At 41.6% G+C, this 24808-nt stretch carries 17 protein-coding genes and 1 riboswitch; of the genes, 4 read left to right on the forward strand and 13 right to left on the reverse strand.

Translation table 11 applies throughout. From position 1 onward, the window contains the following. Positions 1-37 precede the first annotated feature (37 nt). Both L0657_RS20285 and L0657_RS20290 read right to left on the reverse strand, forming a co-directional pair. Positions 38-889, reverse strand: coding sequence for a T9SS type A sorting domain-containing protein (locus tag L0657_RS20285; protein WP_235152582.1), 852 nt, complete (start codon positions 887-889; stop codon positions 38-40). Positions 890-898: 9 nt separating this feature from the next. Next, positions 899-1516 (reverse strand): type VI secretion system tube protein Hcp, encoded by a 618-nt coding sequence (locus tag L0657_RS20290; RefSeq protein WP_235152583.1) that lies wholly within the window; start codon positions 1514-1516, stop codon positions 899-901. 124 nt (positions 1517-1640) lie between these two features. Here L0657_RS20290 and L0657_RS20295 point away from each other — a divergent pair, with 124 nt between their 5' ends. Further along, on the forward strand, positions 1641-1796 hold the full coding sequence (locus L0657_RS20295) for a hypothetical protein (protein WP_235152584.1): 156 nt from the start codon (positions 1641-1643) through the stop codon (positions 1794-1796). A 68-nt stretch (positions 1797-1864) separates the two neighbouring features. Here L0657_RS20295 and L0657_RS20300 read toward each other — a convergent pair whose 3' ends face one another. The 7 genes from L0657_RS20300 to L0657_RS20330 all read right to left on the reverse strand — a co-directional run bounded on the left by L0657_RS20300 (position 1865) and on the right by L0657_RS20330 (position 13814). Continuing rightward, positions 1865-2539, reverse strand: coding sequence for a hypothetical protein (locus L0657_RS20300; RefSeq protein WP_235152585.1), 675 nt, complete (start codon positions 2537-2539; stop codon positions 1865-1867). Positions 2540-2559: 20 nt separating this feature from the next. Next, positions 2560-3369 carry a hypothetical protein gene (locus L0657_RS20305; protein WP_235152586.1) on the reverse strand — a complete coding sequence of 270 codons (810 nt, stop codon included), beginning with the start codon at positions 3367-3369 and terminating at the stop codon, positions 2560-2562. 161 nt (positions 3370-3530) lie between these two features. Further along, complete coding sequence (locus L0657_RS20310; RefSeq protein ID WP_235152587.1) at positions 3531-4640, reverse strand: reprolysin-like metallopeptidase; 1110 nt, start codon at positions 4638-4640, stop codon at positions 3531-3533. Between the two features lie 303 nt (positions 4641-4943). Beyond that, a complete protein-coding gene (locus tag L0657_RS20315; RefSeq protein WP_235152588.1) occupies positions 4944-9236 on the reverse strand; it encodes a cobaltochelatase subunit CobN in 4293 nt (1430 codons plus the stop codon). A gap of 208 nt (positions 9237-9444) precedes the next feature. Then, positions 9445-10359, reverse strand: a complete 915-nt coding sequence (locus tag L0657_RS20320; RefSeq protein ID WP_235152589.1) for a hypothetical protein — start codon at positions 10357-10359, stop codon at positions 9445-9447. A gap of 101 nt (positions 10360-10460) precedes the next feature. Next, positions 10461-11810: a cobyrinate a,c-diamide synthase gene (locus L0657_RS20325; RefSeq protein WP_235152590.1), complete on the reverse strand. Its 1350-nt coding sequence runs from the start codon at positions 11808-11810 to the stop codon at positions 10461-10463. Between the two features lie 126 nt (positions 11811-11936). After that, a complete protein-coding gene (locus L0657_RS20330; RefSeq protein WP_235152591.1) occupies positions 11937-13814 on the reverse strand; it encodes a CocE/NonD family hydrolase in 1878 nt (625 codons plus the stop codon). Between the two features lie 123 nt (positions 13815-13937). After that, positions 13938-14233, forward strand: a riboswitch (cobalamin riboswitch). Between the two features lie 137 nt (positions 14234-14370). On the opposite strand from L0657_RS20330, the gene L0657_RS20335 reads away from it, so the two are divergent. The 3 genes from L0657_RS20335 to L0657_RS20345 all read left to right on the forward strand — a co-directional run bounded on the left by L0657_RS20335 (position 14371) and on the right by L0657_RS20345 (position 18348). Next, positions 14371-15006: a cytochrome c biogenesis protein CcdA gene (locus L0657_RS20335; RefSeq protein WP_235152592.1), complete on the forward strand. Its 636-nt coding sequence runs from the start codon at positions 14371-14373 to the stop codon at positions 15004-15006. Between the two features lie 61 nt (positions 15007-15067). Continuing rightward, positions 15068-17266 (forward strand): TonB-dependent siderophore receptor, encoded by a 2199-nt coding sequence (locus tag L0657_RS20340; RefSeq protein ID WP_235152593.1) that lies wholly within the window; start codon positions 15068-15070, stop codon positions 17264-17266. A gap of 125 nt (positions 17267-17391) precedes the next feature. Continuing rightward, a complete protein-coding gene (locus tag L0657_RS20345; RefSeq protein WP_235152594.1) occupies positions 17392-18348 on the forward strand; it encodes an MBL fold metallo-hydrolase in 957 nt (318 codons plus the stop codon). A 93-nt stretch (positions 18349-18441) separates the two neighbouring features. Here the strand turns inward: L0657_RS20345 and L0657_RS20350 are convergent, their stop codons facing one another. From L0657_RS20350 to L0657_RS20365, 4 genes are all read right to left on the reverse strand, one after another. Then, positions 18442-19326: a DUF72 domain-containing protein gene (locus L0657_RS20350; RefSeq protein WP_235152595.1), complete on the reverse strand. Its 885-nt coding sequence runs from the start codon at positions 19324-19326 to the stop codon at positions 18442-18444. A 130-nt stretch (positions 19327-19456) separates the two neighbouring features. Continuing rightward, positions 19457-19972 (reverse strand): phosphoheptose isomerase, encoded by a 516-nt coding sequence (locus tag L0657_RS20355; protein WP_235152596.1) that lies wholly within the window; start codon positions 19970-19972, stop codon positions 19457-19459. A gap of 106 nt (positions 19973-20078) precedes the next feature. Next, entirely contained in the window at positions 20079-21599 is a 1521-nt protein-coding gene (locus L0657_RS20360) for a SusD/RagB family nutrient-binding outer membrane lipoprotein (protein WP_235152597.1), read from the reverse strand. Positions 21600-21632: 33 nt separating this feature from the next. Beyond that, positions 21633-24704 (reverse strand): SusC/RagA family TonB-linked outer membrane protein, encoded by a 3072-nt coding sequence (locus tag L0657_RS20365; RefSeq protein WP_235152598.1) that lies wholly within the window; start codon positions 24702-24704, stop codon positions 21633-21635. Positions 24705-24808 lie beyond the last annotated feature (104 nt).

Raw genomic sequence — 24808 nt, forward strand, 5'->3', positions numbered from 1 at the left:
GATCGGCAAATATTGTCTGCAAAAAATGCCTTCAAAATTACCTGATAATAACAAACGAGCTGCTGGCCTCCTGCTGTTTTGTGCGGATTTTAATATGATAAGAACCTGGCTGCGTAGCAATTCCGGGCAACGATATCTGCTGATTTTCAGGAAGAATATACTTTGTGTTTTGATACACCAACCTTCCCTTTTGATCATAAATACGAACCGAAATACTTTCTTTATCAGTTTCTCCTGCCACAATAAAAGCAAGCTCTTTGCCCGAACCCGGGTTGGGAAATGCATGAACCGTCAGCTCCTGATGATATCCCTTAATTGCAATAATCCGGCTGTAAACAAAACTTCCGTCCAGGTCAACCTGCTTTAAACGGTAATAAGTGTAAATTGTTTCTGCATTGGGATCGGTGAACTGGTAGGATACGTCAGCGGCCGAATTTCCCTGACCTTTTACAGATCCGACAGCCTGAAATCCTGTGGCCGGATTAAGCGTTCGTTCAATCTCAAAATAATCATTATTTACTTCACTGGTTGTTGTCCAGTCCAGTTGGATTTGTCTGGCATCAAGACGTTTACCACTGAAGCTTATCAGTGTTACCGGAAGCGGTGACGAAGAGCACGTTGTACCACATGCCTCAACGGCACGGGTACGGGCATTAGACATTTTACTGCCTTTTCGGTTTGTAACAAAAAGCGCGGTATAATAACCGGGCTTTGTCCTGGCAAGCATCTCATTGGCCTTCTGCTTCGTTTTTGAGACAGGAGGATCAGGAAGCTCCGCCGATTCTTTACCAGAGGCTGAGAGAGAAGCTGGCATCAAAGCCATCCAGCTTGCAAAAACGATCAGCACAATCCGGACAAACCGGTTGCCATTCATATTCAGGATAGGCATAATGCTCGGCTAAAGGGCTACGTTTCTTATACGATCCCAGCCAAAAGGCGAAGGATTCTGAACTACTCTGCCGTCAGGCCGTTGCGAATACGTAAAAATTTGTAAGGTCACATATTGTAGACTATAACTTTCAGCAGTGCCTGCACATCCGTTTCCACAATCTCCCGCGGCGCTGGCAGAGAAATTTTTAATTCCGGCGTTACCCAGCAAAATTTTGTGCGTAACGATAGACTTACCCTGCTGATCCGACGCCAGAATAACCACTTCAACCGTCTTCAATAGGAATCCTCTTGCCTGAGACATCAGCAGTTTTGTGGAAGCAATATTAGTAAATGTAGTGAATGAAAAATCCCCGAATGCCACTCTACCAGGATTCATTCCGCCAGGTGTAGAACCCGTCTCATAAGCCTGGTCAGTACTGAATTGTATACTGCTCACTTCCATGTAATTTTTAAGTTCCACGGTTTTACCATTATCAGTGGCATTTTCTGCAAACGGGCTGGCATTCGTAGTTAATTCATTATTACTATCATCGATACATTTAATATACATCTTTTGGGCCATAACGGTCCCGGTAATCAAAAAGGTAAATAGTAATCCGGCAAGTGCAACGTAAATTTTTTTCATAATGTAAAGCTGGGAGATTTTTAAAAATGGTTGAAGTTTCCTGTTTAAATCATAACAGTTACCAAAAGTAAACATACCTCCTAATATTTACATTAATTGTGAATTAAATTACTGATTATTAGCTGTGTTTTACGCGTGTGATGTGGAAGTGGGGATCATGGCTGGGTTTTTCATCCTAGCTAATGACTACAACATATTCGGCCCGCCACCGGAAGATAATGTCATGGTTTTGTTTGTTTCGTTTGTTGTTTTGCAGGTGATGCTGCTGGGAATGGCTTGATAGGAATAGGGAAGATTTAACTATTTATTAACTTCTTGTTTTATTAAACTATTAGATCGCACTTTCAATTAATCTCCATGTATAACTGTAAATCTGGCGTTTAACTCTATCACCTCAATTATTAATTCCATATTCAAGTAATTTGTTTCAATTTCATTAACTATATTCCTATAAACATCCTCTATTAACACGACGAGGTCGAATATATAAACGATAGTGGATGTTTTTTCGTGTTTGTCAGAAAAATCTCCATCCCAATCAATGATAGGTAATTTTATAACTTCGGCGTTCGTCTCAAGACTTAGAATGAATTTTCTACATGGTTTGTCTTTTGGGTTAGATTGTGTCGCAAGCCCAAATTTGTGCGCCAAGGAATGTCTTAAAGCTGCTATTGATTGTATTTTTCTGTCATCATTTAAACTTGAAAAATATTTTAGAGCACAAAATATTCCAGGAGATTTTTTACATTCAGATTTGTTAATGGGCTTTATAAGACTTCCTAATTGTTCTAATAAGATTAGATAATTGATAAGTGCAGTAAACTGAAAGGAAAGATACATTTCAGAAAAGTTTTCAATGTTCAATTCATTCATGGTATACTCTCCCGTATACAGGTCCGAGCCAAAAAGTTTCCGTGCACTTCGTAATAATAAAGTAACTGTTGAGAAACGAGAAGGAGTTTCGGACATCGGCTGGTTTATATCCAATAAGCTTAAAATGAGCTGTTTTTCTTGTTCTGTCATTTCGGTAGGAATATTTTTTGCTAAGAAATTAACCCATCAAGAACATTTATTCTACTTAACATTCCCGACTTATATTGTCCATTAGGAGCTGGCTTGTCATTAAGCCAAACTCTACATCCTTTGCGAATACCGTACATTCTATGTACATCAATCTCGATCTTATCACCGTTTCTTTGATCATGTTCTTCAATGTAAAATATGTTTACTAATAAACCATTTGCAATTTCGAATCGGCTATTTGATATGGATTTGTATATGTCATCATCAGGCCTTATACCATTAAGTAATACTGAGCAGCCTTCAATAATCGATGTTTGATTTGCTTCTGTCAGGTAAAAAACAAGTTCGTCTCCGGTAACTAATTTAGCAACACCTAGTTTTTTATTCTCTAATTCAATGTCATGATATTTTGGACCGGAAGTGTAAACTGGCTGATTACGTAGATATCGTAATTCTAAAAATTTTTCAATATCATGAATATTATTTATTTCTTTACCATATTTTGTTTCGTTGATAAATAGAGCGTAACTCTCTGTTCCATCAACCTTTAAGGCTAAAATAGTGTCATCCAAAAATCCATGCTTAAATAAGAAGCTTCCTGATTGTTGATCAACTATTAAGCTATTTGAACCGATATATTCCCATTTAGCCCGTTCGATCATACCATTTTCAGAGATAAGTAATTGTTCATTCGATCGAAAAATAAATACTGTTTTATTATTAGTTTCATTAATTGATACCCAATGTTGATTAATTAAAAGGGAAATGTCATCTAGTTTTTTACTAAAAATCTGTATTTTAGGAATTATGTCAAATAGATAATACAGCATAAGTATAAATAAATTTATATTTAATATTTTCAATAATCATTGTTAGTTTTATCATAATTAACCATTTATCTGAATTGTCATTTAATGATTGATATAAGTTCAAACATTTAAATGAATAATATTCTAACAACTAGATTAAAACAATTTCAAGTTATTGTTTTTCAAAAGGATTTTCCGTTTAATCCTTCTGCATAGCTTAATCTAAACCAGCCAGCCTCGCCAGATCCTCCGTGTAAACCCTCTGTAAAAGCAAACTTTATCCTTCTACCAGGTACCAGTAAAAATGGAAGATCTCTTCCACATGCCATACAAATTTCAGGAGCTTTCCAATAATCATCTAAGGATATCTTTATAATCTCGTTGTCCATTGATCCAACACTTTTATGCCATTCGGATCCTGTCTGATGAACAAATACCCTAATGTTTTTGACTTGCTCATTATCCAATTCAACGTCAGTGATTATGCCATAAAAAAAGTCGTAATCTGCAATATCTTCTTCCGAAATAATACTTCCAGCAATATTCTCTTTTTCAAAAAGCATCTTATAAGTGTATGTGTAAAAATTTGAGTTATTATTCTGTGGTGGTGGTGGAATTGCACTGTTATACCTTTGTTGATTTGCTTCGTTCCAACCTATTGTTATTGCATCAATTCTTTGATATTTTGCAGGGTGAGTATTTGAAGCAGTTTCACTTCCTAGTGTCTTTATAGCTGCCGTTGCCTGAAACAAAGATGCTCCGAGTTTGTATAGAATAAACCCAGAAAATTTATCAGCTTCGAGTTCTTCATTAAATCCTGAACTATTATTTGAAATAGTATGGCCAGATAAGTGATGTCCAATTTCGTGAGCCAGAATTGACATTGAAGACCAATAGCTGCCCGACTTGTGATCAGAATAAGATAGCAATTTTGGGTCGTATAAAATGAATCTTTTATTATCAATTATAGTAGCAACGGCATTTTCAATTGGTGCACTGTAAATTGTAAAATTGGATGTTAAACCACTATATTTCAAGATGGAATTAATTTGATTAATTTCTCTTTCTCTGGGTAAATACAAGGTGAGAACTTTTTGATTGGGTTTATAATTATACCCACATCCTTCAAAAGTTCCAGTAATGGTTCCACTAACTAATTTTTTAGGTATTTTTATAGTGACATTTTCTTGTGATTGAGAAGTTTCACTTTGTTTTGTACTTTGATTATTGCAGGAAATTAGTTTTAGCGCTATGCTAAATAGTACTATAAGGTAAATCTTGTCTTTAATCATTTTGTCATTCTAATTTATCAGGAAGGATTTATTTACGATTATATTAGTGAAGAGTGCCAATCTATCATTTTATACCTATGTTTATAGAAAAAAGGAATTGTAATAATCTATGAGAAACTTAGTGGTATTTTTCATATTGTCTCTTCCCAGATTGTTATAATGATAATGAACATAATATGGAATAACATAATCTTTATGCGTTTCTTCTTACCGTTTAAGAGAAAATCAGATCCTTACGGTTTAATTAAGTTAATTACTGAATTAAAACAGATACCATAGGCGAAACCACGAGAGATTCCCCCTTTACTCCCCCCTCACCTCCAACAACCCCTCACTTTCCAGATAAACCTCCTTCAACCCCTGCAAAACCTCAGCGGACGGCTCGGCCCATAAGCCTCTTTGTGCGGCTTCGAGTAATCTTTCGGCGATGGCGTGTAAGGCCCATGGGTTGCTTTCGGCGAAAAACTGCTGCATGTTGGCGTCCAGGGCGTAGGTTTCTGCTACTTTTTCGTACATCCAGTCGTCGATCACGTTCGCCGTGGCATCATAACCGAAGAGGTAGTCAACGGTAGCCGTTAGTTCCAGTCCACCTTTGTAGCCGTGTTTTTTGATGCTGTCGAGCCATTTCGGGTTTACAACCCTGGAACGGAAAACACGTAACGTTTCCTCTTTCAGGTCGCGCACCACCGGTTGGGCCGGGTTTTGTGAGTCGCCGAAATAGTGTTTTGGCTGCTGTCCGGTAAGGCTGCGTATGGTCGCAATCATCCCGCCATGGAATTGCAGATAATCGTCGCTGTCGAAAATATCATGTTCGCGGTTGTCCTGGTTGTGCAGCGCCACCTCCACGCCGGAAAGACATTGCTGAAATTCACTGCGGGCATCCACACCCTGCGCATTCTTCGTATAGGCATAACCGCCCCAGTTGACATAGGCCTGCGCAAAATCCGCATCGCCATGCCAGTTTTTCTCATTGATCAAAGGCAAAATCCCCGCACCATAAGCGCCCGGAGCTGCCCCGAAAATCCGGTAGCTGGCCCGTTCCTCGGCATCTTCAATCGATAACTCATTGTCTTTTTGTAGTTCAGCCAGATCTTTCAGATAATGTTTGCGGACAAAATTCTGGTCCAGCGGTTCGTCCAGGGCAATAACCTGCTGCACGGCATCATCCAGCAGTTCGATCAGATGCGGGAAAGCATCACGGAAAAATCCACTGATCCGGGTGGTCACATCAATCCGCGGCCGACCAAGTTCTTCGAGCGAAATAATTTCCACGCCGGTAATGCGCCGGCTTTCCTGCTGCCATACCGGCCGGGCACCCATCAGCGCCAGCACTTCCGCCATATCGTCCCCATGGGTACGCATCGCCGAAGTGCCCCAGATACTGATCCCGACACTTTCCGGATACCGCCCCGTTTCTTTCAGGTGACGATCCAGAACTTCCCGTGCAAGCTGCTGGCCCACTTCCCAGGCCGCTTTGGACGGAAGTGCGCGCGGATCTACGGCATAAAAATTTCGTCCGGTTGGTAAAATATGCGCCATGCCCCGAGTAGGCGCACCACTCGGACCGGCAGGAATATACCCGCCGGAAAGTCCGTGCATGAGGTTGGTAATTTCTTCATCCGTCCGCGCCAGATTCGGTACCAGCTGGGTACAGACAAATTCCAGCACCAGCCGGATTCCTGCCAAACCAGTCGTTGAAGGTGCCATATCCAGCGTTTCATACAAAACCTGATCAATGGATTCTGGATGAAAACGATGCTGGGCCAACACCCGGAACAAATGATTGTTCAGCTCGTCAATAATTTCCATCGCATCCGCCGCCGTCACCACCGGCCTTCCGGCCAGCGACTGAAACTGCGGCGAAACGGAATCTATTTTCTGACCTTTTTTCTGCAAAAGATCTTCTATTTCAAACCCAAAAAGCAAAGCCATTTCCGACTGCAAACCCGGCACCGTGGCGTTGGGCAGTCGGGTCAGCGCTTGCAGCATATCAATCAGCGCGTCACCTTCCGGCATTTGTCCGAGCGTGTGCAAACCGTTGCGGATCTGCGCCGCGCCCAATTCACACAAATACCCGTCGATGTCCTCGATCAGGTGGGCAATATCCTTTCCATCCATCTCCGCCAGACTCGCCGGCACACCTTCGGGCGTCATATCATCGTCCCAATCGTGCTTGTGATCGCCATGGTCACGGCTCCGCATCGCAGCCAGATCGGCATCCAGATTGGTCTGTTTGATCAGCTCCCAGATCTGTCTTTGCAGCAAAGGCAATTTCGAAGGATCCAGCGTTTCCACCTGATAATATTCATCGACAAGCTGGGTCAGCTGCGCCAGTTCGCCATAACTGTCCGCGGAAGTCATGGGCGGCGTCAGGTGATCTACCACCACGGCATGGGCACGGCGTTTGGCTTGCGAACCTTCTCCGGGATCGTTGATGATAAAAGGATAAAAAAGCGGCAAATCACCCAAGATCGCATCCGGAAAACAGTTTTCCGACAACCCAATTCCTTTGCCCGGAAGCCATTCCAGCGTTCCGTGTTTGCCTACGTGCACAATCGCATCGGCACCCCAGCCATCACGTAGCCAGCGGTATAGTGCATAATAATGATGCGTCGGTGCGAGATCCGGCTGGTGATAAATCGCATCCGGATCCATACCATAACCTCGTGGCGGTTGCAAGGCCACGAACGCATTACCAAGTTCAAGTCCGGCGAGGGCAATATGGCCGTCATGGACATAAGTTTCGCCGGGCGCCTGTCCCCATTGTTTGTTTATTTTCTGGCGTAAAACTTCCGGTAATTCCTCAAACCAGCCCGCATATTTTTCAAACGAAACCTGACCGGCAGCGTTGGAAAGCTGTTCGGGTGTGAGGTAAGTCTGGTCGTAAGAACAGCGGTCAATTAACTGATGGATCAATTCCGTTCCGGTTGCTGGCAGGTTTTTAATCTGATAACCTTCCGCCTGCATTGCATGTAAAATATGCATCAACGAAGCCGGCGCATCGAGCCCGACCGCATTCCCGATCTGGGAAGCTTTGGTACTGGAATTGGTAAAAATAAAAGCAACTTTTTTCTCCGAATTTTTCAAATGGCGCAAACGGGCAAAACGTAGCGCAATTCCGGCCACGCGATCGATGCGGTTTTCGAGCGCTTCATATCCTTTTGCCTGTCTGTCTTTTTCCTTGAAAGAAATCGGAACGGTGATAATCCGCCCGTCAAATTCCGGAATCGCAACATTCATAGCCGTATCCAAAGTACTCAACCCGCGACTGGAAGATTCCCAGGCATTGCGGTTCATAGTACTGGAAATAGCCTGGATAATCGGCACATTCAGCTGACTTAATGCTTTTTCGGCGCCGGTATTATCTGAACCTGCTTTTTGAATATCAGTAATCGCCAGCGAAAGAGTATTGACCAAAACATCAATCTGCACATCTTTTTCACCATTGAAAAACTGGAAAGCAACGGGTTGTCCGGAAACCGGATCAGTCACTTTGAGCGATGAGGTGAAAATGGGTAAAGCGTTCATGTCCAGATCTTCCAAAGCCCGGACCATTGCGTCGATAAAAGCCGTATTTCCACTTGTCCAGTGCGAGCGGTAAAAGGTAATTCCGGCTGTGGGCAGTTCTGGATTATATCTTTTGAGCCAATCAGAAAGATCAGCGTTTTCTGGTAGTTCCGGATGATAAATGCCATGTTCGGGCAAGGTAACCGGCGTTTCAGAACCAAACCCTGTCATTAATAAATGATCAGAAAGGTAATAAAGCAGCGAAGTGAAATTGGTATAACCGCCGGCTTGGAGATACAACATCGCATCATGCAAAATCGCTGGCGAAACCGTAGAAGCAGCGGCGAAATCAGGATTTAAGTCTCCCGTTCCGCTGACGACAATAAGATGCTGCCCATTTTTCTTTGCACGATTGATCAGTTCATTAAACCCGGGAATAGCACTGGGCCGACCGAGAATCCTGAGAATAATAATCTGTGCCGCCGCAATTTCGCCATCAAGCAACTGCTCCATCTGTGCTTCACTTTTCACAGCCATCAGGTTGATACCTAATGTTTTAGGGAAATCATCCGGTAAATCCTGAATGGTTCGGTGCAATGTTAGCAGATCGGTACCGGCATGGGTAAGGAATACAATTCCTTCCGTAGGCATAGGCGTCTGCCCGATTTTTGTGGAAGCTTCCGAGCCTTTCCAGGTATAAAATTGAAATACATTTTCCGACAATTCTGCTGGCGGAACGAGAAAGCGATCGGCCGCGATCATGCTGTCGATATAATCAAAAATGGCAATAATCTGCCAGTCGCTGTTCACCGAATGAAACCAGACAGAATTCCCATCAAACAAAAGCGTAACCACATTTGCCAACGTACACGGACCGAGGCAACCACCTTTGGTCATATGCATCACATTCCGCATTTTCCGGCGCAGCCATTCACTTTTGTACAATTCAACCGGGATCGGTGCATACCCGCGATCCACCCGACCGCAGCAGCAAGCGTTATAACAATAAGACAGATGTCCCCGGCGCTGTACAAGATTGATGGCTTTCCCGTCTGCGCGGGTAATACGTTGGCGTTTAATTTCTGACATAAGTTGTTAAGATTTCACGCAAAGCAAAAAAGCGGACGTCGCGCGGGTTGGGCGCAAAGGCCGCAAAGCTTTTATCTTTGTGGTCTTTGCTTGTCTTATCTGCTTTGCGTGAAATATTTACTGCATTTTGTTGATAAAAAGAAAGACTCCGGGGTAGGAGCCTTTTTAGGTTGTTGGTGTGTAAGGTGTCGAAAGAAAGTTTAAAAGGCTATTTTGAAGCAATTGTATTTTGCACAAATGCTTCGGAAACTTTAACCAAACCAGCAATTTGAGAAACAGTATAATTACCTGTTTCCCATAGACTTATGATGAATGAGATGGTTGCTTTTTCAACCCCTTCATCCAACCCTAAAAGTCTTCCTTCTTTTTCTCCTTCCTTCTTCGCCTTATCGAGTACCATTTCTCTAATTCCCATACTATTTTGATTTCCGGTTAGCTCTCCAATTTCTTTATCAAATTTAACATTATATCCTTGATCTGCAAAGGTTATATAGCGTTGTAAAAAGATCAGCAGATCATCTATTTTCTTCTTTGGAATCTTCCGCCTGAGCAAATTTTTGGCCAGCGAATATTTCAGATCAAACAAACTCTCATCATCCAGCTTTTTCTTTTTTAATGCTAGTAATACCGTTAATATAACGATGGCAAAGGGATTTTCATTTTCAATCAGTACTGTTTCATCCTGCTCGATGATTTTATATGTATTGAATTCATAAATGATTTTTGAACCGAGGTACTTGTATCCATAAATGGCCGGATGAAATTTCTTGTTCGCATCAGTGAAAATGGCGATTGCCGTTACCGGTTTTCCATACTTGTCGAGAATACGGTAAAAGTATGTGAACATGCGCTTGGCGAAATCTTTATCGTCATATCCCTGTACTTCAATGTGTACTAAAATCCAGTCCTCCTTTCCGGTTTTGGTATAAACTTTCACAAGCTTATCCACAAACTTCGGCGCTTCTATTTCTTCGGTTGGGAAGAGCTGTTCAAGTTCTTTATCTAAAAACTGAAAACCTCTTTCCAGGTCGAAAAGCTTTTCGGCGTCTTCGAAGAAGAATTTTAGGAAATCATCGCAGATATTTTCGAGTATGCCTTTCCATAGTGTGTCGTCTTTGTTCATTTTTAAATTTAGATGTGTGTTGTTTTTTCATGCAAAGCAAAAAAGGGGAAAACGCAAAGGAAAACTTAGCGTGCTTCGAGTTTTACCCGCGCGGCGTCCGCTTACCTGCTTTGCGTGAAACCTTTTGACGCGCAATTTTCCAATAAGTATTCAATGAAGCCAAGATTTTCTCCCCAATACAAGTGAACATAGGATGCAAACGTATTCAGTTTCCGGAAAAGCTGCGTTTCCACCTTAATTCCCTTAGCATTTTTAATAATGACAGATTCAGCACGCAAAGCATTTTTCACAAACCGGGAATAATGAAATTCATGTCCTTTTAATTCAAGATCATTCCACAGAACCGTCCGATATCCTAAGGTCAACTTTGAATTTTCCATAGAAGTCGTACAATCCAGAACGCCAGCCATTGGAAAATTCAAGCCTTCGGAAATAATAATTACCTCTCCCAAATACATCAAACCGCCACATTCTGCAAAAGTCAATCCGCCATTTAAACAGTAAGATTTAATACTTTCAAGCATTGTTTTATTTTCACTTAATGCATCAGCAAATAATTCCGGATATCCACCAGGCAGGTATAAGAAGTCAGTTTCAGGAAGTTCCTTATCATGTATCGGACTGAAAAACGTAATCTCGCCGAAGGATGTAAGTACTTCAATATTTTGATGATAAGTAAAAGTAAACGCTTCGTCCCGGGCGATGGCTATTTTATATTTTTTAGCTGAAACAGGATTTTTAGATACGGTTATTGACCTAGTTTCTGGAAAAATTTCTCTCGTAGAAATTTCCAGTAGCCGGTCTATATTAATCGTTTTAGGAATTTCTTCGGCCAATTTTTCAATAATACTTTCATAATCCGTTTCAGCAGAAATGTGTAATCCCAGATGCCTGGAAGGAATTGACAGCGCTTCGTTTTTTGGTAAATAACCAAGAGCTTCAATACCAACTTCTTCACAAGCTTCTTGTAAAAACCGGTAATGCGAAGCGGTACTGACAAAGTTGAAAATCGCCCCGACAACAGAAATGCCTTTATAGAAATTTTTAAAACCATATAACAAAGGTGCCGCAGAATATGCCATTGATTTGGCATTGATTACCAGAATCACCGGAATGTCTAGCAATTCAGCAATAGCAGCACTGCTTCCCTTCATTTTATCCGCACCATCAAAAAGTCCCATAACACCTTCTGTCACCGAAACATCAGCTTTCTCAGAATACTGTTTATAAATATCTCGGACATGAGCTTCCGAAGCCATGAAAGTATCCAGATTTATTCCCGGATTTCCTGATGCGGTTGTATGGTGTTGTGTATCAATATAATCCGGCCCACATTTGAATGGCTGAACGTTCAATCCCCGGTTTTTCAAAGCCCGTAAAAGGCCGAGGGTAAGGGTGGTCTTACCGGAATTACTGGAAGGAGCTGAAATGAGGAAATGAGAATTTTGCATGTTTTTTTAGGTTACACAGAGGGCCACAGAGGTAAGGGGAGATACACAGAGTTTTATTTGAGAATTACTTAGATAAAGAAAAAACTCTGTGTATCTCTTTTTTTACTCTGTGTGCCTCTGTGTAACCTACCGTTTCAGAACAGGCAATATTAAGTTGCTACTGTTTTTTATGTCGTGGTGAACCGTGATTTTGGCGGATTGGAAATCTGATTCGTTGGCTTCGAAGATGTTTATGAATTTTTGCGGATTACGGTCAACCAAGGGGAACCAGCTGCTTTGGATTTGTACCATTAGGCGGTGTCCTTTTTTGAACGTATGTGCAACTTCATTCAGTTTGAAAGACACTTTTTCAACCTTATCTTTTACAAACGGCTCCGGTTTTGAGAAGCTGTTACGGAATTTTCCACGGAATACTTCTGCCCGTACCATTTGTTGGTAACCACTCATATTCATTGGTTTCGGTTGTCCGCGCTGCACTTGTGCCGGCAAACTATCCGGCCATACGTCAATGACTTTTACAACAAAATCAGCATCCGTTCCGGTGATGGAGACAAAAAGGTTGGCTGTGATTTCTCCTGTCAAAGTCAGGTCTGAGGTTAAAGAATCTGTTTGAAAATAGATCACATCCGGGCGGCGGGAGGCAAAACGCTGATCTTCGGCCATGTATTTATTATTCCGGTCGCCACTGATTTCGTTGGTATAGGGAACAGGTTTGGCAGGATCACTGATATATTCGGTAACCGCTTTTGCCACTTTCGGTTTTTCAGCAGAAAGTTTTCCTTTGGATTGGAAATAAAATGTTTCCGGCTGACTGTTTTTTGGCGGCCAGACATCATAATTTCTCCACTTGTTAGAACCCGTTTCAAAAACAGTCGCTTCAGCCTGATTGAACTCGCCTTTATCTTTCAAATAAAAATTGAAAAATTTGGTTTCAATTTCGTTTTGGTAATACTGGTTTAAATCTGCTCCAAACTGATAATCTGCAAACGATTTCCAGCTTGGAGAAGCCCAGCCGCCGTGTGTCCAGGGCCCCATGACCAATCGCGTATTGTTGTTCGGTGACTGCTTTTCAATCGCTGAATACGTTTTCAAAGCACCGTACAAATCTTCCGCATCAAACCAGCCTCCAACAACCATCACCGCTGGTTTGATATTGTTCAAGTGCTTTTTGATATTTCTGGACTGCCAGAATTCGTCGTAAGTATCGTGGGATGTAACTTGTCTCCACACACTGTTTGGATCTGAAAAGTAGGCATTGGTATTAGCTTTTTTCAATGGACCGAAATCAAGGAAATATTGATACGCATCACTGAAATCAGCATTGAAAAATGGTTTGTAACTTTCTCCGTTAGCACTTTTCGGACCGTCGAAATGGCTGTAAAAACCATAATTATCCATCAGGAAAAATGCACCGTTGTGGTTACAATCGTCACCTAAAAATTCGTCCGACATAGGTGCTTGCGGCGAAACTGCTTTCAAAGCCGGGTGTGCATCAGGTAAGGCTGCTGACGAATAATAACCCGGAAAGGAAATTCCGTAAATCCCGACCTTGCCATTGGAAGCGGTATTTTTCAAAAGCCATTCAATCGTATCATAAGTATCACTCGATTCATCGACATCTTTATTTGTCTTTTTATTATCGATCGCCGGTGTCATTTCCCGGAAATTTCCTTCGCTTTTATATCGGCCGCGGGCATCCTGATAAACGAAAATGTATTTTTCTTTCATCAAAATCCCATTTGGTCCAATTCGTGGACGGTAATTATTCACGCCGTACGGGCGACAGGAATATGGCGTCCGCTGCATCAAAATCGGGTAATTTTCATCATTATCTCTTGGCGTATAAATGGCAGTATATAACTTCACACCATCCCGCATTTCGATGAACTGTTCTGTTTTTTGATAGTTTTTCCTGACCCAACCTGTGTCGGGCATGGCAGCATTTTGCGCGTTTGAAAGCAGTGGAAGTAAAAATAAAAAGAGGTAAAAAAATCTTTGCTTCATAGGAGTCAGCGATTGGCGTTAGTCGGTATGGTGACAAATTTACATGAAGAATTGGGTTTGTTGGTATTGGCGGATTTTACAATGGTTACAAAATAATTCAATCATCTATAAAATTTAATAGTATGTTTGCAGCCGTTAAGTGGTGTGTGAAGCAATATTTGCTTTACACTTAAAAGGGAATCCGGTGAGAATCCGGAGTAGTACCCGCTGCTGTAAGTTCACTAAAAAAGTCACAACATTTTTGCCACTGGGGAATAATGTTGAATGATAGAATTGGTGAATGAGTGAATGATGGAGTGAGCCAGATCATGGCGTTTTCCACCATTTTATCATTCTCTCATTCAAAATTCAACATTGTACCGGGAAGGCGTTGGGAGACTGAACGAGCCAGAAGACCTGCCAATTTACATCATATTCGGAATGCTTTCGGGAAAAAAGGCGTGAGGTTACTGGTTTGACAGCGGTATTTTGTTGTCAGGTTTCTTCGTATTGTATTTTCCATAAGTTGCCCGTTGTGTAATAAACGGGTTTTTCTCAATAACTTATGTGAAAGGAAATGATCAATTATTTATTAGTCGACTCGCTTCTTCTAGGTGTTCAGCACTCTTTTGAGCCGGATCATATGGCGGCGGTCTCTGTTTTGGCAACAGAAAAAAATCAAAAACCAAAGGATCGTTTGAAGCTCATCTGGCGGTCGTCGCACTGGGCGCTTGGGCATTCTTTGACGTTGATTCTTTTTGCCTGTCTGGTTTTGATATTGAAATCAACAATTTCTCTCAACATTTCTGAAAAAGTTGAATTGGTGATCGGACCGTTGATGATATGGTTGGGAATTGTTGCCTTCCGCCGGAATTTTAGGAAGCCTGACTTGATAGTACCACCGATTTCGGAACAAAAATTCAGCCGGTCTTTTTGGGTTGGTATGGTTCATGGCCTAGCCGGAACTGGTGGTGCCTGTGCGGTAGCGTTGACACTTGCAGCAAGCGATGCTTACACTGCTGTCTGGATCATTGTGCTGCAAAGTTTTGGGATCATTTTGTCTATGTCCGCTTATGGTTATTTCTTCGCTTTTTCAATTAACAAATTCGCGGCGAAGCGGGATTCGGTTTTGAAAATCATCAATTATATAGTTGGGACTTTCTCAATCATTATCGGACTGATCACACTATACGGCGCTTTGGAAGGGCAATAATGCATCTTATATTTTCCTTCATTTCGCTCAAATCGCTTACCATTTTATATATCCATACCCAATGAATTTCAATTTTTACCAATCAACCATTCATCAACTCACGTTTGCAGGTCTATTAGCCATGACCGTAACCACTTTCTGTGCGCAGGCACAGGAGGTGGTTTTATCTGATTCAACAAGAGAAAATATCTTAAATCCTGTTGTCGTAACGGCTACACGTTATGAAACCAGGAAAGAAAAAATTCCGCAAAAACTGGATATCATCACCCGTCAGGATATTGAAATGACGCCTTCCAACGACCTGACGGATATCGTTCGAAAAACCGCTGCGGTAGATGTAATTCAGTATCCAAATCTATCTTCCGGAATCGGTATTCGAGGTTTTCGCCCGCAGTTTTCAGGCTTAAATCAGCGGACTTTATTGCTTATTGATGGCCGCGCCGCGGGAGCAACCAATTTGTCTCAGATTAATCTGAATGGTGTTGAGAGAATTGAAGTTTTAAAAGGCCCTGCTTCTTCCTTGTATGGTTCTCAAGCGATGGGCGGTGTCATCAACATCATTACCCAAAGGTCAAAAGGTGATACAAAAGGAAATGGTTTTCTGGAATACGGCAGTTTTCAGTCATACCAGGCTGGCCTGAATGCAGGCGGTAATCTGACCAAAAAACTGGATTACGATATGTCATTTTCCTATTTTGAAAGATCAAAAAATTACAAGATCGGGAAGTGGAATTTGTTCCGTGATGCTTTTGATTTTACCAAGGTTACAAAAAACTATACAACCCAGCCCGAAACCGAAGTGGATGAAACTAACGCAGACGGCGCAACGAGACCTTACACAAAACTTCATTTTTTCACAGGTTCTTTACGACTGGGTTACCAGTTAAATGACAATTGGAGAATTGATATTCGCGGAGATAAATTCCAGGCAAAAAATGTAGAGTCGCCGGGAGAAATTTCTTCGGGATCCACCGAGGCAAGTACCAAAGATGTAGATCGTGCGGCTTTTGATGTTTCTCTGACTGGGAAAATTGGAAATCATAGTCCGAGTCTGAAAGTTTTTACATCAGAAGAAAATACGAAAAACTATACACTGAATGTTTCCGGCAAACCTGTTATTCCTTTTCGTTCTGCTGAACTTGGAAATAATTGGAAAGGTATCCAGATAAAAGACGTCTGGTCAATCGGAAATCATTCTTTAATTGTTGGATATGACTATCTACATTCTTCCACTGAAAGTCGCCGCTGGACAAACGATACGACGGAACGTGCACCAACGCAGCCAGCCTATGCCTTAATTTCTTCGGCATTTTTCGCGCAGGCCATGTTGAATTTTGGGCGATTAACGGTGCAGCCGGGTGTTCGTTATGATAATATTACTTTTGATGTGAAGGAAACAGCGCTTTTGCCAACTTATAAAGCAGGCAAAAAAACGATTCCGTTTACAAGTCCAAGTCTGGGCGTAAGTTATGAGCTTGTTCCTGCTTTACGTGTGAAAGGAACAATCGGCCGTGCTTTTGTGACAACAGACGCTTACAGTGTGGCAGGATATAATGAAGTGCGTGATGCAAAAGGAAGAATTGCAGTGACAGCCGGCAATCCGGATCTAAAAAATGAAAGCAGTGTGAGCTGGGATTTGGGACTAAGTTTTAATAAACCCAAAACAGGACTTTCTGCAAACGTTACTTATTTTTCAACAAAAGTTACCAACCGGATTGCCAAGGTGATCAGAACAGTAAATGAGCCGCTTGAAAATAAAGACGTTATCGTTTCCCGCGCGACTTTTGTCAATGCAGCCAATGCGGAAATCCGTGGTTTGGAAACGGAAGTTACCTATGATTTTGGTGCCTTATCAAATTACAGATATTCGCTGAAAACTTTTTTAAATGCAACTTCTATGTTCAAAGCTGCGGAGGATATTGTTGGAACTGATGAATCAAAAGTAACCCGCGATATTCAGAATGTGGCAAAAAATACGTTCAATTATGGTTTGGAATATGATAATTTGAAATGGCTGAGGCTTCGTTTATCAGGTCGTACGATTGGAACGCGGATGGATATCGATTACACCGATCCGATTAACCCGGTTATTGATTATCCGAAATATATGGTTTTAGATTTTACAGCCGCTTTTAAAATTGCTCAGAAACATACGCTGGCATTGAAAGTAAACAATGTAACAGACGAAAATTATTACGAAAAACGCGGTTATAATTTGCCCGGCCGTGCCGTTTCCGTCAGATATACGGTAGCATTCTAAGTGACCAGATTTCGGTTTAGTTGCAGAATTGTTTAATTGACTTCTAAAAAACAATAATATAAATCCTTCATCCGTACTTTTGGGTGAAGGATTTATATTTACGATACCATTTAATCCAAATCAACATGAGACAACGGATTTACAACCTGATTTCAACTTCCATTTTATACCTGATTTTTGTGTCATTTAGTGTTGCGCAATCGGCTTTTAATGTAGTGCCACTTGGTGTAAAAGGCGGTGGTGCGGAAGGGAATCTTTCGGCTTATATGATTGCCCCGGTTAATTCACAAGCCTATGTTTGTCTGGATGGCGGAACGGTTCGGCAGGGGATTGAAGTAGCCGTTGCCAATGGTGCTTTTGCTGTTACAGCAGACCAGGTTTCAAGAAGTTTTATCAAAGGTTTTCTGATTTCTCATGCACACCTGGATCATGTTTCAGGCATGCTAACAAACGCGCCTGAGGATACAGCAAAGTTTATTTATGCATTTCCAAAATGTCTGGAAATTATAAAAAATCATTATTTCAACTGGGAAAGCTGGCCGAATTTTGGAAGTGAAGGTGTTAATCCATTGAAAAAATATACTTACAAACCATTGTCAGAAGGCCAGGATATCCCGCTGGAAAATACAGAGATGACATTAAAAACTTTCTCATTGAGCCACGGAAATCCCTATGAAGGCGCTGCTTTTTTAATTCAAACTCATGGAAAACAAGCTTTGTATTTTGGAGATACAGGTCCGGATGAGGTTGAAAAATCTGATAAACTTCAAAAAGTGTGGGAAACAATTGCTCCCTTGATCAAAGCAAAAACCTTGACCGGAATTTTCCTTGAAGCTTCCTATCCCAATGAGCAGCCGGATAACAAACTGTTTGGTCATTTAACACCCAACTGGATTATGAAAGAAATGGAGAAACTGGCAGTTTTGGCAGGGAAAGAAAATATGAGGGATTTGAAACTGATCATCACGCATATCAAACCAACCGGTCAGAATGAAGTAATCATCAAAGGTCAGCTTAGTGCGAATAACGCACTCGGATTACAAATTATTTACCCCGAGCAAGGAACCGCATTTGAATTGTAGAAACCACGAATACGCAAATCAAAACACATTTGTGAAAATTAGTGCATTCGTGGCAAAAGGGAAATCTGTTAAAATAAACCGATTCGACCTGAATCATTTCTTGGTTGGAATTCCGGGAGTGTGCGGAATCTTGATATCAGTCCCAAATTCTTTATTTACTTTCTCAATCAGATAAGCCGACAAAAGGGGAGAGGCCTCTTCATGATTTTGGTGTACGAAGAAATAAATATTTTGAATTCCCTGATCCACCCAAAGTTTCAGACGGTCCATCCAGTCATCCAGACGGGAATAATCAGAATCAACGTTCGCGCCGTTGTAACGGATAAATGCAGTTGGCGTGGTTAATCGCATATGCAACAAATCGCGACGACCAGCTGTGTCGGTGATGATGTGCGTGATATTTTTCTTTTCAAGCTGAATATATAATTCGCTATTGTCCCACGAACCGTCATACCAGCCAGTATGTCTTAATTCAAGCGCGAGAGGAAAACCGGATGGCCAGGCTTCCAGATAATCTTTTAATACCTCCCAGTTTTTTGGGCCGAAATTATCGGGCATTTGTAAGAATAACATGCCCAGTTTTTCTTCCAGATGAGAAATATGGTCCAGGTAAACACTTGTTGGTTGATCAGCATCTTTCAACCTTTTCCAGTGACTTATTCCCTGATGAAGTTTTGGGAAAAAGCGGAATCCTCCTGGTGTTTTGGTATGCCAGCTGTCAATGGTTTCAAGTGGAAAATTGTTGTAAAACGTGGCATTTAGTTCAATGCTGTTGAATTGAGTCGCATAGTAAGCCAGCTCGTCTTTTGTCCCTTTTGGATAAAAATTCTTTAAATCTGCCTTATTCCATTTGGCACAGCCGATATAAATATCAGGTTTTCCTTTTTTAGATTTTTCTAAAATAAGTTTGTTTTCCTTACTGTCAGGCGGAAGTACGAAATCAACTAATTCCGGGTTATCAATTTTTCCGAATTTCATGGCTGGTCAATTATTAGCTGGATTGAAAATAAAATATAAAAATCCAAGTATGGAACCTTGGGCCTTATTGTATAAAAAAGAAGTGCCATGGCAAAACTAAAACCATGGCACTTGTATTTGTTACTATAAATTATCTACCAAAATCGTCCTGAACGCGAACAATATCGTCTTCATCAGAAGGATTAGAAGGGTCGGTGTGCTGCCAGATTTCAGCAACTACGCCCCATTCGTCAACACCGATCAGGCGGTGACGTTCACCCTGGTTAAGGCTTATTACGGTCCCGATCGGCAATTGTTTCATCTCAGTTTCTTCGTCTGTGTCGCTGATCACGATACCTGCGTTTCCGCCGATTACTTTCCAGATTTCAGCGCGGCGGTGGTGGTACTGCCACGATAAACGTTTTTGTGGAGCAACAACCAAAATTTTTGGGCTCAGTTTTTCATATCCTGCAAAATCTTCCAATGAAAGATGCGGGAAAAAAGTTTTGATAAACTGCGGAGCCTGGGTTTCGTCTAGCACAAAAAAACCACCCCATGGACGGGAATGATCTTTGGCTACGACGGAAAAACCCTGTTCGTCAATGAACTTCTGAACATTATCGAAAACAACGGCTTTGTCGGTAGAAGCGGGAAATACATCAAGCATGTTGAATAAATTTGGTTATGGTCCGGTAAAACTCAAATTTAGGATAAAAAGCAAAAAGATGCCCCTTTAATTCGGGGCATCTTCTGATAACTTTTTTAATGGTAATTTATTTGTCCCACCAAATTTTTGTCATGAAGGTATCGCCACCCTGCCGACTGATGGCTTCTGTGATATTATCATTGACACCAACTTCGCTTTGTGGATACCGGAGTCTGCGAGGAATTTGCCCGTTTGTTTCATTTCCAGGATAATTTACCGGAATTAATTTCGGGAATCCTGTTCTTCTCCAATCAGCCCAGGCTTCCATGTGGTTTAAAACAGAGCCGTTAATCAGCCAGTTTTCTGTTTGAATCGTTTCTAGTTTTGCGTCCAGCGTTCCTGACGGATATGGATTAGCTGCTGAATATGCTTTTGCATCAGCATCGGTCAATGTTCCTCCATATGCGTTCAATTGAAGTATCGCAGCTATTTGCCCTGCATCGAAAGCTGCTTTTGCGTCACCAGTTGCCCATCCGCGTTCAATAGCTTCTGTTTTCAAAAATTGAGACTCAGCATAGGTCATGATAAAATACGGGTTACTTAAAACATACATGTTAGGCGCGGCCCTTGAATAATTATCCAGATTTTTCTCAGGTAGACTGGTCAATGCTGTGGCATCCGTTCCGCTTGGAATTCCAATTTGTTTGTCGACTGATCGGTCCCCGTTTTTCAACGCTGCCACAACCGGAAGTCTTGGATCTTTTCTTGCTTTCATCATGTCAATGAAAGTTTTTGCCCACTGGATATTATTGCCATCAGCAATTTTTCTACCCGCTCCCAGATTCCAGGAATTCGCATTCGAATTATTCCCTGCACCCGTTTTGTCCATTTTGATGGTGAAACTGTCATCATTACTGGACATTATACCTGCATCGATTGCCTTTTTTGCCCAGGCCTGAGCATTGGTAGCATCTGCTTTTTGCATCCGCATCGCAATTCTCAACATCAATGAATTTGCTCCTTTTTTCCATTTGTCAAGATCGCCCCCGTAAACGAAATCTGCAGTCGTAGGTTTGTAGGAAGCAGGATTAAATGCCTTGCTGGCTTCATCGAGTTCTTTAAGCATGTCCATATAAATTGCTTGCTGCGGATCATACTTTGGCGAATTTATTTTACTGATAAACCCTTTTCCGGCCTCTGAATATGGAACATCTCCGTATAAGTCGGTTAAAAAAGATGTTTCGACCACTCTTAAAATCCTGGCCATCGACAAGATATTTACATCTTTGGCATCTTTGCTTGCAAGATCGATCAGGTTGACCAGGTTTTTGATCGAATTCGGATATGAGCTTTCAAAATAAGCGGCACTTAAATCACCCTGAAATGTGTAAACCGTACCTCGATAAAAACCTACTTCTACGGAAGCCATTTGCTGCATAATACAGCCGGCATAAATAAAATTCGCACGCCAGGATTTATATCCCGGATCTCCTGCCGACCCGGCCAATAATAATGCAGATTGACTCAATAAATAATCAAGTGGAACCGCTGCAGGCGCATTCGGGTTGACATTGACTTCCTCAAAGTCTTTGGTACAAGAACCCAAAAAAGTCATCAGACTCAGCAAGACAAGTATTTTATATTTCATAATGATATCATTTTAAAAATTGATCGTGGGGTTCTAGAATTTCAGGTTTAAGTTAACACCCATACTACGCGTTGGAGGTGCACTGTAAAATTCGAGACCCTGCGCATTTGAATTATTGTAGTTGGATTCAGGATCAATATTGGGCGTTTTCTTGTGGATAATCCAAAGGTTACGTCCGGTCAATGAAACAGAAATCGCTTTGAATGGCGACTTTGATCCCAGGTATTTTGATGGAATTGCATAATCAATAATTACCTGGCGCAGCTTGATAAAATCAGAACTGTATACAAACGGTGTGGCAATGTTGTTTGCGATTCTGTCATAATAAGGCTGGGCTTCAACACGAACCGTATTTGCTTCACCGTTTTCATTAACACCTTCTCCGATAAGTCCGCCGTCGCGCCCGGGTAATGTTTCTTTTAGGTTTCCGCGGCGATATCCAAGGGCGTTGGTTCCAGAGAATATTTTTCCACCGAATTTCCCGTCAACAAGAAAACTCAAACCTACACCTTTATATCGGAAGGAGTTTGTGAAACCTAAGGTCCAGGGAGAAACACCGGAACCATAACTCATCAGATTTCCCTGAAGCGGATAGCCTTGTGCATCATAAACGACACGTCCCTGATCGTCACGTTTGAAATCGAAACCCTTAACCTGGCTGTATGGCAAGCCAACGTCCTGATGAACATAGGCAGTCCTTGTTCTGTTTTCATCAACCCTTAACGTCTGCAAATCGTTGTAGAGATTAATTACTTCGCTTTTATTGTATGCCATGTTAAACGAAGCATTCCAGGTAAACGAATTTTTTCTGAGCGCTTCAACATTTAACAGTAATTCAATACCCTTATTTGAGATTTCTCCAACATTAAACACAGCCGCGTTATAACCGGAAGTGTAAGATACTGTGGCATTTACGATATCATTTGTAGTCTTTCTTGTATAATAGGCAATATCCGCACTCACCCGGTTATTGAACAATCGTGCTTCCAGACCAGCTTCAAATGTTGTTGAAGTAAGCGGCTGCAACAAACTATTCGGAATTTCAGTGTTATTGATCTGAGCCAGAGGAGCTCCATTGTGAGCGCCTGACAACGCATAGGTCAGTAATAATTTATACGGATCTGTTGCGCCACCCGCTTGTGCCCATGAAGATCTTACTTTGAAATAATTAATTGCAGCCGGCATTTGGATAGCTTCTGAAACCACGAAACTGGCTCCAACCGAAGGATATAAAATGCTGTTATAACCAGAGGCTAAGGTGGAGAACCAATCATTTCTGGCGGTTGCTGTGACGAACAGGTAATTATTGAAAGAAAACTCGCCCGAACCGTATAGCGAATTAATGCGTCTTTCGATATAATTTTCGCTTGACGTTCTTGCAGCCGGATCAATGTTTGAAATGTCGTAAAAGAACGGAATATTAAAATTATTTCCGCCAAGGTTTGTCAAACGGTTGACATTTCTCATCTGATTTCCTCCGACGAGAAGGTTGAAGCCAAATTTGTCTCCAAATTTTTTGTCAATCCCCACCATCAAATCCATGTTTCTTTCCATGAATTCCCGCTGGTTTGAGGTATAAGAGCCCAATACTTTATAGGCAGTTCCGTATGGTTCGATCGCGCGATAACGGTAATTGAAATAATCTATCCCAATTCGTCCCTTTACAAACAGCCAGTCTAAAATGTCAAATTTTGGTTCAATAGCACCGATCACACGATTTTTCTGATCATTATTTTGAAAGTCGTAAGCTGCGAAATATGGGTTTGTAACATACACATTGTCAGACCAGACTTTTTCATTTCCTGCTGCATCGTATTTGGTGTCCCTGAAAGTTTCGACATCCATAGAAGAGGCCAAAGAGTAGATCGCATAGTTTGCATTACCTGGCGAATCGGACAATCTTGGTCTGTTTTTGGTCTTTTCGTAAACATACTTGATGTTCGTCAGTATGCTCAGTTTTTTGCCAAGATTTGAATTAACGTTCAAAGCAAAGTTATTTCTGTGCAAAGTGTTGTTTGGCATCACGCCTTTGTTATCCATATTGTTCATGGAAAAACGGTAGGTGCTAGTCGCAGCCGCACCGGAAAAGGCAACGCTGTTCGTGAACGTACTTCCAATCTGGTAGAACTTGCTCAAATTATCTCGCTGTGCCGAATATGGACGGGTAACGCCATCAAACTGTATCACGTTGGAACCATCCAGTTTTGCGCCCCAGCTGTTTGACGTTAATGCTTCATTAACAGTAGTTGGTTTAAGTCCATTATTTCCCATACCATACTCATATTGGTAATCCTTGAATTCCTTGATCAATAAGTCTTCCGCCAGATAATTGCTGTTCACTTCAAGGCCAATCCCTTTTTCCATTTTTCCGCCTTTGGTAGTAACCAAAATAGCACCATTGGAAGCCCGTGACCCATAAAGTGCTGCTGCGGTTGCACCTTTTAAAACACTGATGTTTTCAATTTCATCAGGGTTTAAGCTTGAAATTCCATCACCCTGATCAGCGCCGCCCCACATCCCGGCCTGGCCAAGGTTTTCGTTGTTGATAGGGATCCCGTCCACAACAATTAATGGCTGGTTGTTTCCTGAGATTGATCCGTTTCCGCGTAATGTTATTCTTGTAGAACCAGCCGGGCCGGTTGCAGTGCCGGTGATATTCAATCCGGCTACTTTCCCCGCCAGCGAATTCGCCATGTTGGGTGTGCGGGCTACGGTGAGTTCTTCTCCTTTAATTTCGGAGACCGCATATCCAAGTGCTTTTTTCTCTTTTTTGATACCAAGGGCCGTCACTACAACCTCGTTTAGGGCTGTGGCTTCGGGTGTCAGCGCCACATCTAAGATTGATGCATTGACTGTCACTTCTTTGGAATTATATCCAATGAAGCTGAAAATTAAAACTTTGCCTTTTTCAGCCTGAATACTGAATTCCCCTTTATCGTTTGTTGTTGTGCCCCGGTTTGTTCCTTTCAGAACAACATTCACGCCGGCAACTTCGCTTCCTCCTTCTTCATTCACCTTTCCAGTTACCATCATTTCCTGGGCATAACTTAGGTTGACGAGAAAGGTAAAGAAGAATAGTGTTGATACTAGTAGACTTTTTTGCATACAGGTTTTTTGTTTTAGAACAGATGACTTTTGAAAAAAAATAGTTAGACAAACAGTTACATGTGTGTCTGGTATTTTATTGGTATAATTAAGAAATTTATACC

It is taken from the genome of Dyadobacter sp. CY345 (assembly GCF_021502725.1).
GTDB lineage: Bacteria > Bacteroidota > Bacteroidia > Cytophagales > Spirosomataceae > Dyadobacter.

What these genes read in the sequence shown, in the direction of transcription:
- L0657_RS20340 (WP_235152593.1), top strand. Translation starts at nt 15,068, where the DNA reads ATGAATTTCAATTTTTACCAATCAACCATTCATCAACTCACGTTTGCA.
- L0657_RS20350 (WP_235152595.1), bottom strand. Translation starts at nt 19,326, where the DNA reads ATGAAATTCGGAAAAATTGATAACCCGGAATTAGTTGATTTCGTACTT.
- L0657_RS20305 (WP_235152586.1), bottom strand. Translation starts at nt 3,369, where the DNA reads ATGCTGTATTATCTATTTGACATAATTCCTAAAATACAGATTTTTAGT.
- L0657_RS20355 (WP_235152596.1), bottom strand. Translation starts at nt 19,972, where the DNA reads ATGCTTGATGTATTTCCCGCTTCTACCGACAAAGCCGTTGTTTTCGAT.
- L0657_RS20320 (WP_235152589.1), bottom strand. Translation starts at nt 10,359, where the DNA reads ATGAACAAAGACGACACACTATGGAAAGGCATACTCGAAAATATCTGC.
- L0657_RS20345 (WP_235152594.1), top strand. Translation starts at nt 17,392, where the DNA reads ATGAGACAACGGATTTACAACCTGATTTCAACTTCCATTTTATACCTG.
- L0657_RS20315 (WP_235152588.1), bottom strand. Translation starts at nt 9,236, where the DNA reads ATGTCAGAAATTAAACGCCAACGTATTACCCGCGCAGACGGGAAAGCC.
- L0657_RS20290 (WP_235152583.1), bottom strand. Translation starts at nt 1,516, where the DNA reads ATGAAAAAAATTTACGTTGCACTTGCCGGATTACTATTTACCTTTTTG.
- L0657_RS20365 (WP_235152598.1), bottom strand. Translation starts at nt 24,704, where the DNA reads ATGCAAAAAAGTCTACTAGTATCAACACTATTCTTCTTTACCTTTCTC.
- L0657_RS20300 (WP_235152585.1), bottom strand. Translation starts at nt 2,539, where the DNA reads ATGACAGAACAAGAAAAACAGCTCATTTTAAGCTTATTGGATATAAAC.
- L0657_RS20330 (WP_235152591.1), bottom strand. Translation starts at nt 13,814, where the DNA reads ATGAAGCAAAGATTTTTTTACCTCTTTTTATTTTTACTTCCACTGCTT.
- L0657_RS20310 (WP_235152587.1), bottom strand. Translation starts at nt 4,640, where the DNA reads ATGATTAAAGACAAGATTTACCTTATAGTACTATTTAGCATAGCGCTA.
- L0657_RS20285 (WP_235152582.1), bottom strand. Translation starts at nt 889, where the DNA reads ATGCCTATCCTGAATATGAATGGCAACCGGTTTGTCCGGATTGTGCTG.
- L0657_RS20335 (WP_235152592.1), top strand. Translation starts at nt 14,371, where the DNA reads ATGATCAATTATTTATTAGTCGACTCGCTTCTTCTAGGTGTTCAGCAC.
- L0657_RS20360 (WP_235152597.1), bottom strand. Translation starts at nt 21,599, where the DNA reads ATGAAATATAAAATACTTGTCTTGCTGAGTCTGATGACTTTTTTGGGT.
- L0657_RS20325 (WP_235152590.1), bottom strand. Translation starts at nt 11,810, where the DNA reads ATGCAAAATTCTCATTTCCTCATTTCAGCTCCTTCCAGTAATTCCGGT.